Annotated in this window: 12 protein-coding genes; 2 read left to right on the forward strand and 10 right to left on the reverse strand. The window is 60.4% G+C overall.

Annotated elements, in window-relative coordinates:
* Positions 1-25 precede the first annotated feature (25 nt).
* Positions 26-1207: an aminotransferase class V-fold PLP-dependent enzyme gene (locus tag V3W27_RS11760; protein ID WP_330206652.1), complete on the forward strand. Its 1182-nt coding sequence runs from the start codon at positions 26-28 to the stop codon at positions 1205-1207.
* Between the two features lie 41 nt (positions 1208-1248).
* On the opposite strand, the gene V3W27_RS11765 is transcribed toward V3W27_RS11760, so the two are convergent.
* From V3W27_RS11765 to zwf, 4 genes are all read right to left on the reverse strand, one after another.
* Positions 1249-1938, reverse strand: coding sequence for an intradiol ring-cleavage dioxygenase (locus V3W27_RS11765; RefSeq protein ID WP_330206653.1), 690 nt, complete (start codon positions 1936-1938; stop codon positions 1249-1251).
* Between the two features lie 175 nt (positions 1939-2113).
* Positions 2114-2779: a bifunctional 4-hydroxy-2-oxoglutarate aldolase/2-dehydro-3-deoxy-phosphogluconate aldolase gene (locus tag V3W27_RS11770; RefSeq protein ID WP_003227433.1), complete on the reverse strand. Its 666-nt coding sequence runs from the start codon at positions 2777-2779 to the stop codon at positions 2114-2116.
* Positions 2780-2796: 17 nt separating this feature from the next.
* Positions 2797-3510, reverse strand: coding sequence for a 6-phosphogluconolactonase (gene pgl, locus V3W27_RS11775; protein WP_027612567.1), 714 nt, complete (start codon positions 3508-3510; stop codon positions 2797-2799).
* Positions 3497-4963 carry a glucose-6-phosphate dehydrogenase gene (gene zwf, locus V3W27_RS11780; RefSeq protein WP_027612566.1) on the reverse strand — a complete coding sequence of 489 codons (1467 nt, stop codon included), beginning with the start codon at positions 4961-4963 and terminating at the stop codon, positions 3497-3499. The genes pgl and zwf overlap by 14 nt, the downstream gene beginning before the upstream one ends.
* Before the next feature lie 226 nt (positions 4964-5189).
* Here zwf and V3W27_RS11785 point away from each other — a divergent pair, with 226 nt between their 5' ends.
* Entirely contained in the window at positions 5190-6050 is an 861-nt protein-coding gene (locus tag V3W27_RS11785; RefSeq protein WP_169842436.1) for a MurR/RpiR family transcriptional regulator, read from the forward strand.
* Positions 6051-6187: 137 nt separating this feature from the next.
* On the opposite strand, the gene V3W27_RS11790 is transcribed toward V3W27_RS11785, so the two are convergent.
* The 6 genes from V3W27_RS11790 to V3W27_RS11815 all read right to left on the reverse strand — a co-directional run bounded on the left by V3W27_RS11790 (position 6188) and on the right by V3W27_RS11815 (position 13230).
* Positions 6188-7042 carry a D-hexose-6-phosphate mutarotase gene (locus tag V3W27_RS11790; protein ID WP_007969321.1) on the reverse strand — a complete coding sequence of 285 codons (855 nt, stop codon included), beginning with the start codon at positions 7040-7042 and terminating at the stop codon, positions 6188-6190.
* 285 nt (positions 7043-7327) lie between these two features.
* Entirely contained in the window at positions 7328-8677 is a 1350-nt protein-coding gene (locus V3W27_RS11795; RefSeq protein WP_027612565.1) for a carbohydrate porin, read from the reverse strand.
* A gap of 191 nt (positions 8678-8868) precedes the next feature.
* The gene (locus V3W27_RS11800; protein ID WP_103369644.1) at positions 8869-10029 is read right to left on the reverse strand and encodes an ABC transporter ATP-binding protein; all 1161 of its coding nucleotides are present in this window, start codon (positions 10027-10029) and stop codon (positions 8869-8871) included.
* A 2-nt stretch (positions 10030-10031) separates the two neighbouring features.
* On the reverse strand, positions 10032-10877 hold the full coding sequence (locus V3W27_RS11805; protein ID WP_007969317.1) for a carbohydrate ABC transporter permease: 846 nt from the start codon (positions 10875-10877) through the stop codon (positions 10032-10034).
* Positions 10870-11778: a carbohydrate ABC transporter permease gene (locus V3W27_RS11810; protein ID WP_007917874.1), complete on the reverse strand. Its 909-nt coding sequence runs from the start codon at positions 11776-11778 to the stop codon at positions 10870-10872. Before V3W27_RS11810 ends, V3W27_RS11805 begins: the two co-directional genes overlap by 8 nt.
* A 150-nt stretch (positions 11779-11928) precedes the next feature.
* Positions 11929-13230 (reverse strand): ABC transporter substrate-binding protein, encoded by a 1302-nt coding sequence (locus V3W27_RS11815; protein ID WP_027612563.1) that lies wholly within the window; start codon positions 13228-13230, stop codon positions 11929-11931.
* Positions 13231-13255 lie beyond the last annotated feature (25 nt).

Below are 13255 nucleotides of genomic sequence, written 5' to 3' on the forward strand. Positions count from 1 at the left end.
CGCCCTCCTCCCTAGAGCCTCGACCATGCCTGATAACACCCGCCGTGCCCGTGACGAAGCGTTCTGGCAAACCTTCGCCGATCGTTACGAAGCGCAAACCGGCCCGCTGAACCTGGAGAACGGTTACTTCGGGCGCATGTCGCGCACAGTGATCGAGGACTATCAGCGCAATATCGAGCTGATCAACACCAGCAACTCGGTGTACGTGCGCCAGCGTTTCGAACAACACGACAGCCTGGAGATCCGTGCGCAACTGGCCGAGACCATCGGTGTGCGCGCGCAGAGCGTGGCCTTCACCCGCAACGCCAGTGATGCGCTGCAATCGCTGATCCGCAATTACAATCGCCTGCTTCCGGGCGATCAGGTGCTGATCAGCGACCTGGAATACGACACGGTGAAAGGTGCCATGCGCTGGCTGTCACGCCATCGCGGCGTCGACGTGATCGAGATCAACCACACTCACCCGGCCAGTTTCGACAGCCTGCTGGACAGTTACCGCGAAGCCTTCATCCGCTATCCGAAACTCAAACTGATGGCCCTGACCCATGTTACCCACCGCACCGGTCTGGTGATGCCGGTGCAGGCCGTCGCCGAACTGGCGAAACAGCATGGCGTGGACATCATCCTCGACGGCGCTCACGCCCTTGGCCAGATCGAGTTCAACCTTGAGGCAATGGGCATCGTCTTCGCCGGTTTCAACCTGCACAAGTGGATTGGCGCGCCATTGACCCTGGGCTTTCTGTACATCGCCCCGCAGCGTCTGGCCGACATCGATCCGGACATGGGCGAAATGCACTTTCCGGCCACCGACGTCCGCGCGCGCACGCCGTACAGCACGCCGAACATTCCCGCGCTGATGTCACTGCCGTTGGCGCTCGAGGAGCACCGCTCGCTCGGCGGCGCTGCGGCCAAAAGCGCCCGGCTCAATTACCTGCGCAATCTGTGGGTCAGCGCGGTGCGGCACCTGCCGGGGATCGAGGTGATGACCCCGGACGATCCGCGCCTGTATTGCGGGATCACCTCGATGCGTTTCACTCGCCACGCCGATCAACAGGCAATGGTCGAGCGCCTGCTCAACGAGTACGACCTGTTCACCGTGGTACGCAACGGCGCAGCGAGCGGGCCGAGCATTCGCATCACGCCGGGGCTGACCACCACTGCGGCTGACATGCAGTTGCTGACCCGTGCACTCAACGAGCTGCGTTGATCGGTTCACACGGTGTACTTGTCGAAGTCCTCGGGTTTGATCTACGACGAGGCGGCAAAGGTGTCGATGCCGATGGTCAGGTGGCCGAAGAAACCGTCCTCGTGAGAGTCGCGGCCGATCGGCCACACGGTCAGGGTCGAGTCTTCGCCGCGCATGTTGCTGTAGTAGCTGTCATCGGCGTTGTTTAATGGTGCCGAGGCACGCCCACGATAGTCACGGGCATTGAGCACCGCGCGTGACACCACTTCGGGAAAATACAGCTGACCGACCCAGGCCACGTTGCGCTCCTCCAGATATTCACTGCCGCTGACCATGCGCACCGCCACATGAATGTGCAGCGCCCGACCGGCATAGAACCCCGGATAGATGGTGGTGAAGCGCACCCGCCCCTGCTGATCGCAGAACTGGCTGCCACGCAGATAGGTGTCATCGTCGGTGCGCGGCACCGAGCCGATAGCATCGGAGTCGACCTCCAGATCCGGATTGATCCGGCTCCACCCCGAATAGGCGCCTCGTGCATTGCAGTGCCAGATGTCCACCAATGCTCCGCTCACCGGTTGACCGGTCATCGCGTCGACAATGCTCAGGCGCAACAGTAAGGGTAGCCCTTCGGCGCCTTCGCTGATGTTGCGCCGCAGCAATTTGGGATTGCGAAAGTACGGCCCGGCGATCTGCTCGGGGGCCAACTGGTAGATTGATGATGACGATGCGGTTGAAGTGTCTCGTTCCATGACGCGTTCTCTTTTCCATAAGATGAACGCAGATTAACGGCGCACGAGCCCCGCGGTGCGGTAACTATGTGTCGCGCCGTTTCCATGAGTATTTTTGCCGGGCAAAAAAAAACGGTGCACCGACCAAGCGCACCGTAAAGCCGTAGAACACACAACGAAGTGTCAGGTAAAACGTTTAGTCCAGCAGCGCCAGGGCCTCGGCGGTGCATTCCTGAATGCGCGCCCAGTCGCCGTTCTTGATCCATTCGGGATCGAGCATCCAGCTACCGCCCACGCACATGACGTTTTTCAGCGCCATGTAGCTCTTGATGTTGGCCGGGCCGACGCCACCGGTCGGGCAGAATTTCACTTCGCCGAACGGGCCGCCGAGGGCCTTGATCGCTGCCACGCCACCGCTGACTTCCGCCGGGAACAGCTTGAAGCGGCGATAGCCCAGGCCATAGCCTTCCATGATGCCAGAGGCGTTGCTGATGCCGGGCAACAGCGGAATCGGGCTGTCGACGCTGGCTTCGAGCAGGTCACGGGTGATGCCCGGGGTGACGATGAATTGCGAACCCGCCGCTTCCGCTGCTGCAAGCATGTTGCGATCAAGCACGGTGCCGGCACCGGTCACCAGTTCCGGACGCTGCTCACGCAGGATCTGGATCGCCTTGAGACCGAACTGCGAACGCAGGGTCACTTCCAGCGCGGTCAGGCCACCGGCGGCCAGCGCGTCGGCCAGTGGCAGCACGTCCTGTTCACGGGCGATGGTGATCACTGGCAGGATCCGCGCCTTGGCGCAGAGGCTGTCGATCAGGGCAACTTTGTCCGCCATGGAAACGGTCGGGGATGGATTTTTCATAGCGGCTGATCCTTGGCTCATGGGCACCAGTAAATCTCTAACGTAGGTTGCAGAAACGCGCGCACCGGCATGGCCGCGACGTCGTCGGATGCCAGTGCGGCATTCAGAGTGGTCAGTTTCGACTGACCGGAAATCGACAGAATCTTGTGCTTCGCCGAAGCCAGCAGCGCGCGGCTCATGGTCAGGCGTTGACGCGGCACGCTCGGCGCCAGCATCGGCCAGCAGCGACGGCTGCCGTCAGCCTGCAAGGCTTCAGTCAGGTTCGGGCTGTCGGGGAACAGCGACGCGGTGTGACCGTCATCGCCCATGCCCAGCACCAGCACGTCGATCGGCGGCAATTCCGCGAGCAGACGGTCGGCCTGTTCCGCAGCCTGCTCGACGTTGGCCGCCGCGCTATAAAGGCTCAGGAACTTTGCTTTCGCCGCCGGCCCCTTGAGCAGGTACTGCTTGAGCAGACCGGCATTGCTGTCGGCGTGTTCGACCGGTACCCAGCGTTCGTCGGCGAGGGTCACGACGACCTTCGACCAGTCCAGCTCCTGCTTGGCCAGGTGCTGAAAAAACGCCACCGGGCTGCGACCGCCTGAGACCACCAGCACCGCGTTGCCGCGTGCAGCGATGGCATCGCTCAACTGCTTGGCGACGTTCAGCGCCAGACCTTCGGCCAACAGCACCGGGCTCTTGAATTCGTGGGCATTCACGCCCGCGGGCAGTTTCACATCAGATATCGCCATACCACGACCTCCCGTCCCGCGTGATCAGTGCAATCGAGCTCATCGGCCCCCACGACCCGGCCGCATACGGCTTGGGCGCGTCACCGGACTTCTTCCAGCCGGCGATCAACTGGTCACACCACTTCCACGCGGCTTCGATTTCATCTTTACGGACAAACAGGTTCTGATTGCCGTTCATCACTTCCAGCAACAACCGCTCATAGGCATCGGGGATCCGTGCGCTGCGCCAGGTGTCGGAGAAATTCAGTTGCAGCGGACCGCTGCGCAGCTGCATGCCCTTGTCCAGGCCCTGCTCCTTGGTCATCACCCGCAAGGAAATGCCTTCGTCCGGTTGCAGACGGATGATCAGCTTGTTGCTGATCTGCAGGCGCTGTTCCGGCGCGAAAATGTAGTGCGACGGTTCCTTGAAGTGGATGACGATCTGCGACAGTTTCTGCGGCATGCGCTTGCCGGTGCGCAGGTAGAACGGCACACCGGCCCAGCGCCAGTTGCGGATGTCGGCACGCAGGGCGACGAAGGTTTCCGTGTCGCTCTGGGTGTTGGAGTTCGGCTCTTCGAGGTAGCCCGGCACGGACTTGCCTTCGCTGTGCCCGGCGATGTACTGACCGCGCACCACTTGGGTGGTCAGGCCTTCCGGGCTGATCGGCGCCAGGGCCTTGAGCACTTTCACCTTTTCGTCACGGATGCTGTCGGCGGACAGGTCGGCCGGCGGGTCCATGGCGATCAGGCACAGCAGCTGCAACAGGTGATTCTGGATCATGTCGCGCAGCTGGCCGGCCTTGTCGAAGTAGCCCCAACGGCCCTCGATGCCGACCTTCTCGGCCACGGTGATTTCCACGTGGGAGATGTAATTCTGGTTCCACTGGGTTTCGAACAGGCTGTTGGCGAAACGCAGGGCGATCAGGTTCTGGACGGTCTCTTTGCCCAGGTAGTGGTCAATGCGGTAGGTGCGGTTCTCCGGGAAGAACTGCGCCACGGCGTCGTTCACCTTGCGCGAGGATTCCAGATCGGAGCCGATCGGCTTTTCCAGGACCACGCGGGTGTTTTCTGCCAGACCGACTTTCGCCAGGTTCTCGCAGATCGCGCCGTACACCGCTGCCGGTGTGGCGAAGTAGGCAATCATGCGTTGCGCGCTGCCGGCGGCTTCGGCCAGAGCCACATAGTCTTCAGCCTTGAGGAAGTCGACGTGCAGGTAGCTCAGGCGCGCCAGAAAGCGCTCGGCCACGGCCTCGTCCAGCTCTTTGCCGACGTAACGGCGCAATTCGGCGGCGATGAACGCCAGGTGCTGCTGCTCGGAACCGGGTTCACGGGCCAGCGCGATGATGCGCGTGTCTTCGTGCAACAGGTCGGCGCCATCGAGGTGATAAAGGGCAGGAAACAGCTTGCGCAGGGCCAGATCGCCCAGAGCGCCGAACAAGGCAAAGGTGCACGGTTCAACCGTAATCGAAGGCATGATGTTTGTTCTTTTATCAAGTTAAGCTACAAATACCTTTTTTCAAGGCATCACTCAAGGGAAAATGTAGTAATAACCACAACATTTTCGCAAAATACAGATTCCGAGTGGTGGTCGGTCGGAGCCACCAGTAGGATAGGCCACCGTTACGGGCCACATCAAAGGCCCAATTTGCATAGCCCGGCGCACCTTTGCGCAGGTGAATTAGGAATTCCATATGGACCGCGTGCGAAATTTACTGGAACAGATCCAGAGTCGCCTTGAAGAGCTGAACAAGGCCGAACGCAAAGTCGCCGAGGTGATCCTGCTCAACCCGCAGCAGGCCACCCGCTTCAGCATCGCCGCCCTCGCCCAGGCCGCATCGGTGAGCGAGCCGACGGTCAACCGTTTCTGCCGTTCGTTCGGTGTCAGCGGCTACCCTGAACTCAAGCTGCAACTGGCGCAAAGCCTGGCCAGTGGCGCAGCGTATGTCAGCCGTGCAGTGGAGGCCGATGACAATCCCGAGGCGTACACGCAGAAGATTTTCGGCAGCGCCATCGCTTCGCTGGACAGTGCTTGTCAGGCGCTCGATCCGAACCTGATCAGCCGCGCCGTCGACCTGTTGATTCAGGCGCGGCAGATTCACTTCTTCGGCCTCGGTGCGTCAGCGCCTGTGGCTTTGGATGCGCAGCACAAATTCTTCCGTTTCAACCTCGCCGTCACCGCCCATGCCGATGTGCTGATGCAGCGAATGATTGCTTCGGTGGCGCATACCGGTGAGCTGTTCGTGATCATTTCCTACACCGGCCGCACCCGCGAACTGGTGGAAGTGGCGCGCATCGCCCGGGAGAACGGCGCTTCGGTGCTGGGCCTGACCGCCGAGAATTCACCGCTGGCCAAAGCCAGTACCCTGAGCCTGAACATTCCGCTGCCGGAAGACACCGACATCTATATGCCGATGACCTCGCGGATCATTCAGTTGACGGTACTGGATGTGCTGGCGACCGGCATGACGCTGCGTCGCGGGGTGGATTTCCAGCCGCATCTGCGCAAGATCAAAGAGAGCTTGAATGCCAGCCGGTATCCGGTGGGTGATGAGTTCAACTGATCCAGAATTTAGGCTGATTGATCCGGCCTCTTCGCGAGCAAGCCCGCTCCCACAGGTGATCGGGTTCCTTCAATTGGAATGCCATCTACTGTGGGAGCGGGCTTGCTCGCGAAGGCGCCAGTCGACTCACCGCAAATCTAGGCCGCCGCCCACGCCTGCAAACTCAAATGCGCCTTCTCCCCCGGCGCCAGATGCAGGCTGTCGGTACCGCCCGCCGCCGCTTCGACACAGACAAACTCCGTCACTTCATCCCAGCTCACGCCCAACAGGGGGCGCGAGCCCGGATGCCAGACCACGGTGTCTCCGCTGTCACCGGTATCGATGCACAACTCGCGCTGCCAGGCGTGATCCTTGAGCTGTAATTCGCCGTCGTGCTGGAACACCCGCTGACAACCGCCATCGACGCGTAGCTCGCCTTCCTGCTGACAGGACTGGCGGCTCAGTTGGTCATAACCCTGCGCACCTTCGAGCCCAGACAGCGCTATCTCACCGACATCACCAATACGCCAGTAAGCGTGCAAAGCCTGGCTCAATTGGCACGGCATGTCGTCCTGATGCTCGGTGCTCAGGCGTAACTCCATGCGTTCACCCAGGTGCGCATGCAGGTCAACCTGCCAGTCGCACAACTGCAATTGCCAGTGCAGTCGCACGCCATCCTCGGCGCTGCTGCTGTCGAGCAATTTCCAGTCGAGCAGTCGTGCCCAGCCATGGGATGGCCAGGCATTTTCGCTCGGATGGCGGCCATACCACGGCCAGCACACCGGCACGCCGCCGCGAATGGCGCCAACGTGCGGCCACTTCGCCGCACACCACAACCACGGTTTCTGCCCGCGTGGCTGAAAGTGCAGCAACTGCGCGCCCTGGCGGCTGAACACCGCCTGACACAGCGGATGGTCGATCACCAGCACATCGCGCATCTGATAGCGCTCCCAGGCAAACACCGGTCGTTCGCGCAGGGATTTGAAGAAGCGTTGCAGCGGATGCTCATGCATTGGCCACGGTCCTGAAAATCATGGGGGTACTCAACAATCCACATTGCTCTTGTGGCGAGGGAGCTTGCTCCCGCTGGGCTGCGAAGCGGCCCCAAAACCATTCACTGCGGTGTGTCATTTAAACCTCATCATCAGGATTTACGACTGCTGCGCAGCCGAGCGGGAGCGAGCTCCCTCGCCACAAATGGGCACGACACAAACCTTGTATACGAGTCGCAAAAAAAAGCGGACAGCCTTGGCTGTCCGCAAATATGCGCACATAGAGAGGAGCTTATCGCAACAGCGTTAGAACGTAGACTGAATTTTCAGGCCAGCGACCAAAGCGTTGTCCACTTCATCCACACCACCCGGGTGAGTGATGTATTGCAGGTTAGGGCGTACGGTCAGCCAGTTGGTGACGTGGAAGCCGTAGTTGATCTCGTAGTTGTATTCGGTTTCACGAATTGGCGAGAACACCGGGTTGTCGTAGTCCGAAACACCGTTGGAAGCATTCAGGAACTCGGCGTTTTTCTTCACGTCATCGTTGACGTGGATACGCGCCGCACCAATGCCGACGTCATCTTTAGGACGCGCGTCGAACGGGCCCTTGTAGACAAACATCACCGACTGGTAGTTGTCGATGAAGTTGGTGTCCTTGTCGTGGAACGTGGCGTTGGCGGCGATGTTCAGACCGCGCGAAGCATCACCGTTGTGGCTGGTGAGTTGCTGCTGCGCGACGAACCAGTAGCCGTGTTTGCTGCTGTGGGTCTTGTACGCGTCGCCAGTGGTTGCAGCGTCGAAGCCGTTGACGTCTTCACGGACGTCATTGGCGTCAGCCGTGCTCTTGTAGTAACCGACGCGGTATTCGCCCGGCAGGCTGTTGACCTTCGGCGACCAGACCAGTTCGACTGGCAGAACGGTGCCTTTGGTGCCGCTGCCGCTGAGCTTGAAGCCGTTGCCGTGTTCCAGCTGCGACGGGTTCTGGTTGTACGCACCGATTTGCGCGTAGAGCTCGTCGTTGATGTTGTACTTCACACGGATCGCGGCCTGGCTGACCGGCCAGTTGTACCAGATGTTGGTCGCCCAGTTACCCACTTGCGAGCCGCAGAACGCCAGGTTCTGGAAGTCGCACGGGAAGGTGTTGAAGTCTTCGCCTTCACCGAAGTAACCGGCCTTGACGTCCAGCTTGTTGTCGAAGAACTGGTGCTGAATCCACAACTGGGTCAGACGCACCATGTGGCCACGACCGTAGACTTCCTGCGAAGACGACAGAGTGCCGGCACGCGGATCGCCAACGCGGTCGTTGGAGATGTTTTGCCCGTTACGGTTGGTCAGCTGGATCTTGGCCTGAGTGTTGTCCCAGCCCCAGAGTTTTTGCAGGTCCAGCGCCACGCCCAGACCGAACTGATCGCTGTAGCGACCGGTCTTGTCGTCGTTATAGCCGCCATGCAGGTTGGCGCCCATTTCCCCAACGTAGTCAGCCTTGATGTCGATACCCTGCTCGATCAGCTTGGTCCGCTCGCCACCCCAGTCACCGGTCATCCATTTCGAGTCGGAGCTGAAGGCATCCGCCGCCATGGCGTTACCGGCCAGCACCAATGCCGCCGCAGCTGACACTTGGCAGATCAACCGGGCATTGACGTGTTTCTTTTTCATCCCTACATCCTCGTCTTTATTGTTATTAACTGTTTTTTTCCAACGCGGTTTACATAAATTGCGATGCTCGACAGACCGGGCAGCGCTTGCTCCTTGTAGGAGTGAGCCTGCTCGCGATAGCGGTTTTACATTCAACATCTCTGTCGACTGATACACCGTCATCGCGAGCAGGCTCACTCCTACATTGATCTTCAGCGACCCTTGAACTGGGCCACGTTCGCCGACCGCGCTTCGGTCTGCGCCTGGCCCGCAACGCCCAGACGCTCGCCAGTCCTGGCATCGAACAACAACACTTTCGACGGATCGAATTGCAGGGTCAGGGTTTCGCCCACCTGCGGTGCCACGTCCGGCGCCAGGCGGCAGCAGACCTTGGTCTCATTCAGGTTGACGAACACCAGGGTGTCCGGACCGGTCGGCTCGGTGACCTGCACTTCGGCCTTGATGCTCGGCAGACCATTGCCCTCGCCGTTCGCCAGAACAATCTGTTCCGGGCGCAGGCCGAGGATCACTTCGCGATCTTCCAGCCCTGCATCCTGCATGCTCATCGGCAACTCGCAACGCGCCTGACCGCTGTCGAGCAGCGCCAGCAGACGACCGTCCTTGCGTTGCAGACGCAGCGGAATGAAGTTCATCGGCGGCGAACCGATAAAGCTCGCGACGAACAGGTTGGCCGGGTCGTTGTAGATCTCTTTCGGCGTGCCGAACTGCTGAATGATCCCGTCCTTCATCACCGCCACTTTGTCGCCCAGGGTCATTGCTTCGATCTGGTCGTGGGTCACGTAGACCGTGGTGGTTTTCAGGCGCTGGTGCATCAGTTTCATTTCGGTGCGCATCTCGACGCGCAGCTTGGCGTCGAGGTTGGACAGCGGTTCGTCGAACAGATAGATCTTCGGACGACGCGCCAACGCACGGCCCATCGCCACCCGCTGTTGCTGACCACCGGAGAGCTGGCCCGGCTTGCGGTTGAGCAAGTGTTCGATCTGCAGCAGCTTGGCCACGCGCGCGACTTCTTCGTCGATCGCCGACTGGCTCATCTTGCGAATTTTCAGACCGAACTCGATGTTCTCGCGCACGCTCATGGTCGGGTACAGCGCGTAGGACTGGAACACCATGGCGATGTCACGATCCTTCGGGCTCATGCCGCTGACGTCCTGATCGCCGATCATGATCGCGCCACCGGTGATGGTCTCGAGGCCGGCGATGCAGTTCATCAGGGTCGACTTGCCACAGCCCGACGGGCCGACCAGGATCAGGAACTCACCGTCCTTGATCGACAGTTCGATGTTCTTCAGGGTGTCCGGCAGGCCGGCACCATAAGTCTTGTTGACGTTGCGAAGTTCGAGCGTAGCCATGATTACCCCTTGACTGCGCCGGCCGTCAGCCCGCGCACGAAATACTTGCCTGCGACCACATAGACCAGCAGGGTCGGCAGGCCGGCGATCATCGCCGCTGCCATATCAACGTTGTATTCCTTGGCGCCGGTGCTGGTGTTGACCAGGTTGTTCAGCGCCACCGTGATCGGTTGCGAATCACCGCTGGAGAACACCACACCGAACAGGAAGTCGTTCCAGATCTGGGTGAACTGCCAGATGAGGCAAACCATGATGATCGGGGTCGACATCGGCAGAATGATCTGCCGGAAAATCGTGAAGAAACCCGCGCCATCCAGCCGTGCAGCCTTGATCAGCGCATCGGGAATGCTCACGTAGTAATTACGGAAAAACAGCGTGGTAAACGCCAGACCGTAGACCACGTGGACGAAGACGAGGCCGGTGGTGGTGCTCGCCAGGCCCATCTTGCCGAGCGTGAACGAGGCTGGCAGCAGCACGGTCTGGAACGGCAGGAAGCAGCCGAACAGCAGCAGACCGAAGAACAGCTGCGAACCGCGGAAGCGCCAGAACGACAGCACGTAGCCGTTCAACGCGCCGATGGCGGTGGAGATGACCACGGCCGGTACGGTGATCTTGATCGAGTTCCAGAAGTAACCGTCAACCGTGGCCCAGGCCTTGACCCAGCCGATGCCGCTGACCACGGTCGGCCAGCTCAGCAGGTTGCCGGTGCTGATGTCTTCCGGGGTCTTGAAACTGGTCAGCAGCATCACCACCAGCGGAATCAGGTACAGCAGGACCGCGAGGATCAGCACCGCGTAGATCGCCACGCGACTCAGGCTGAAAGCGGGTTTGGCAGCGAGACTAGTCATTACGCTTGGTCCTCAGCTCGGAGTACAGGTAAGGCACGATGATCGCGAGAATCGCACCGAGCATCAGAATCGCACTGGCCGAGCCCATGCCCATCTGGCCGCGACTGAAGGTGAAGGAGTACATGAACATCGCCGGCAGGTCGGAGGAATAACCCGGGCCACCCGCCGTCATCGCCGCGACCAGGTCGAAGCTCTTGATCGCGATGTGCGCCAGAATCATCACCGCACTGAAGAACACCGGACGCAGGCTTGGCAGCACGACTTTCCAGTAGATGGTCGGCATGCTCGCGCCGTCGATCTGTGCGGCACGGATGATCGACTGATCAACCCCGCGCAGGCCGGCGAGGAACATCGCCATGATGAAGCCCGAGGCTTGCCACACGGCGGCGATCACCAGGCAGTAGACCACGCGATCCGGGTCGATCAGCCAGTCCAGACGGAAGCCTTCCCAGCCCCAGTCACGCAACAATTTGTCCAGGCCCATGCCCGGGTTGAGCAGCCATTTCCACGCGGTACCGGTGACGATCATCGAGAGCGCCATCGGGTACAGGTAAATGGTGCGGATAAAGCCTTCGCGACGGATGCGCTGGTCGAGGAACACCGCCAGCAGCACGCCGATCACCAGCGTAATGCCGATGAACATGCCACCGAACACCGCGAGGTTCTTGCTCGCCACCCACCAGCGATCGTTGTCGAACAGCCGCGCGTATTGCGCCAGGCCGGCCCACTTGTAGTTGGGCAGGAACGTCGAGGTGGTGAACGACAGCACGAACGTCCACAGGATGTAGCCATAGAAGCCCACCAGCACGATGAACATGCTCGGCGCCAGCACCAGTTTCGGTAGCCAGCGCTGCAGTGCATCGAACGGCGAGGCCTTGCTGAACACAGCAACAGAACTCATGGGGAAATCCAGTACGAGAGAAAAGGACTACTTGGGCAACTCGTCCCCTTGTAGGAGTGAGCCTGCTCGCGATTGCGGTGTGTCAGTTGATGAATCTGTTACCTGACAAACTGCTATCGCGAGCAGGCTCACTCCTACAGGGGCCAAGGATTACTTGGCCGACTGAACCGCCGCGCCCAGTTTCTTGGCCGCATCGGCCGGGTCGGCTTTCGGGTCGTTGATGTAGTTGGTCACGACATCAAAGAACGCGCCCTGCACCGCCAGCGTGGTCGCCATGTTGTGCGCCATGCTCGGCTGCAGGCCACCGGACTTGGCGTCTGCCAGGAAGTCCTTGGCAGCGGTCTGCGCGCAGGAGTCGAAACCGAGTTTGTCCATGTTGTTCAACATGTCGTTACGTACCGGGATCGAGCCTTTGTTGATGCTGAAGACTTTCTGGAAGTTTTCACCCAGCACGACTTTGGCGATGTCCTGCTGACCGGCCGCAGTGCCTTTGTCTTTCTGCTTGAACACCGCCAGGGAGTCGATGTTGTAGGTGAACGCCTTGTCGGTCCCCGGGAAGGCCACGCACTCGTAATCCTTGCCGGCGACTTTCTTGGCGGCGGTCCATTCGGACTTGGCCCAGTCACCCATGATCTGCATGCCGGCCTTGCCGTTGATGACCTTGGCCGCTTCCAGGTTCCAGTCCTGGCCTTTGCCGTCCTGATCCATGTAGGTCGCGACTTTCTTCAGCTCGGTCAGCGCCTTGACCATTTCCGGACCGGTCAGCGCTTTGTTGTCCAGGTCGACCAGGGCTTTCTTGTAACCATCAACGCCCATGACCGAGAGCACCACGGCTTCGAACACGGTGCTGTCCTGCCAAGGCTGACCGCCGTGGGCCAGCGGGATGAAGCCCGCAGCCTTGAGCTTGTCGCCGGCGGCGTAGAATTCTTCGAGGGTGGTCGGGTTCTTGGTGATGCCGGCCTTTTTGAAGACTTCCGGGTTGATCCACAGCCAGTTCACCCGGTGAATGTTCACCGGTACGGCCACGTAATCACCGTCGTACTTCACGGTATCGGAGACTTTCTTGTCGAGCAGGCTGTCCCACTTCTCTTCTTTGGCCACGTCCTTCAGGACGTCGGTGTCGAGCAGACCGGTGGAAGCCCACTCCTGGATGTCCGGGCCCTTGATCTGGGCGACACCTGGTGGGTTGCCGGCAACGGCGCGGCTTTTCAGCACGGTCATCGCCGTGGCACCGCCACCGCCGGCGACAGCGCCGTCTTTCCAGGTGAAACCGTCTTTTTCAACTTGCGCCTTGAGCACATCGACAGCGGCTTTTTCGCCACCGGACGTCCACCAGTGCACGACTTCGACCGAACCTTTGGATTCGGCAGCGGAAACACTGAGAGGCAGAATTGCGAGCGGGAACAGGGAGGCGACAGAAATGACAGTAGCGAGGCGAGAAATCGCATTCATCTGAGATGTACCTTTCTTGTTGTTA

The sequence above is a fragment of the Pseudomonas sp. AM14(2022) genome (assembly GCF_036346455.1).
In the GTDB taxonomy this organism is placed as follows: domain Bacteria; phylum Pseudomonadota; class Gammaproteobacteria; order Pseudomonadales; family Pseudomonadaceae; genus Aquipseudomonas; species Aquipseudomonas putida_A.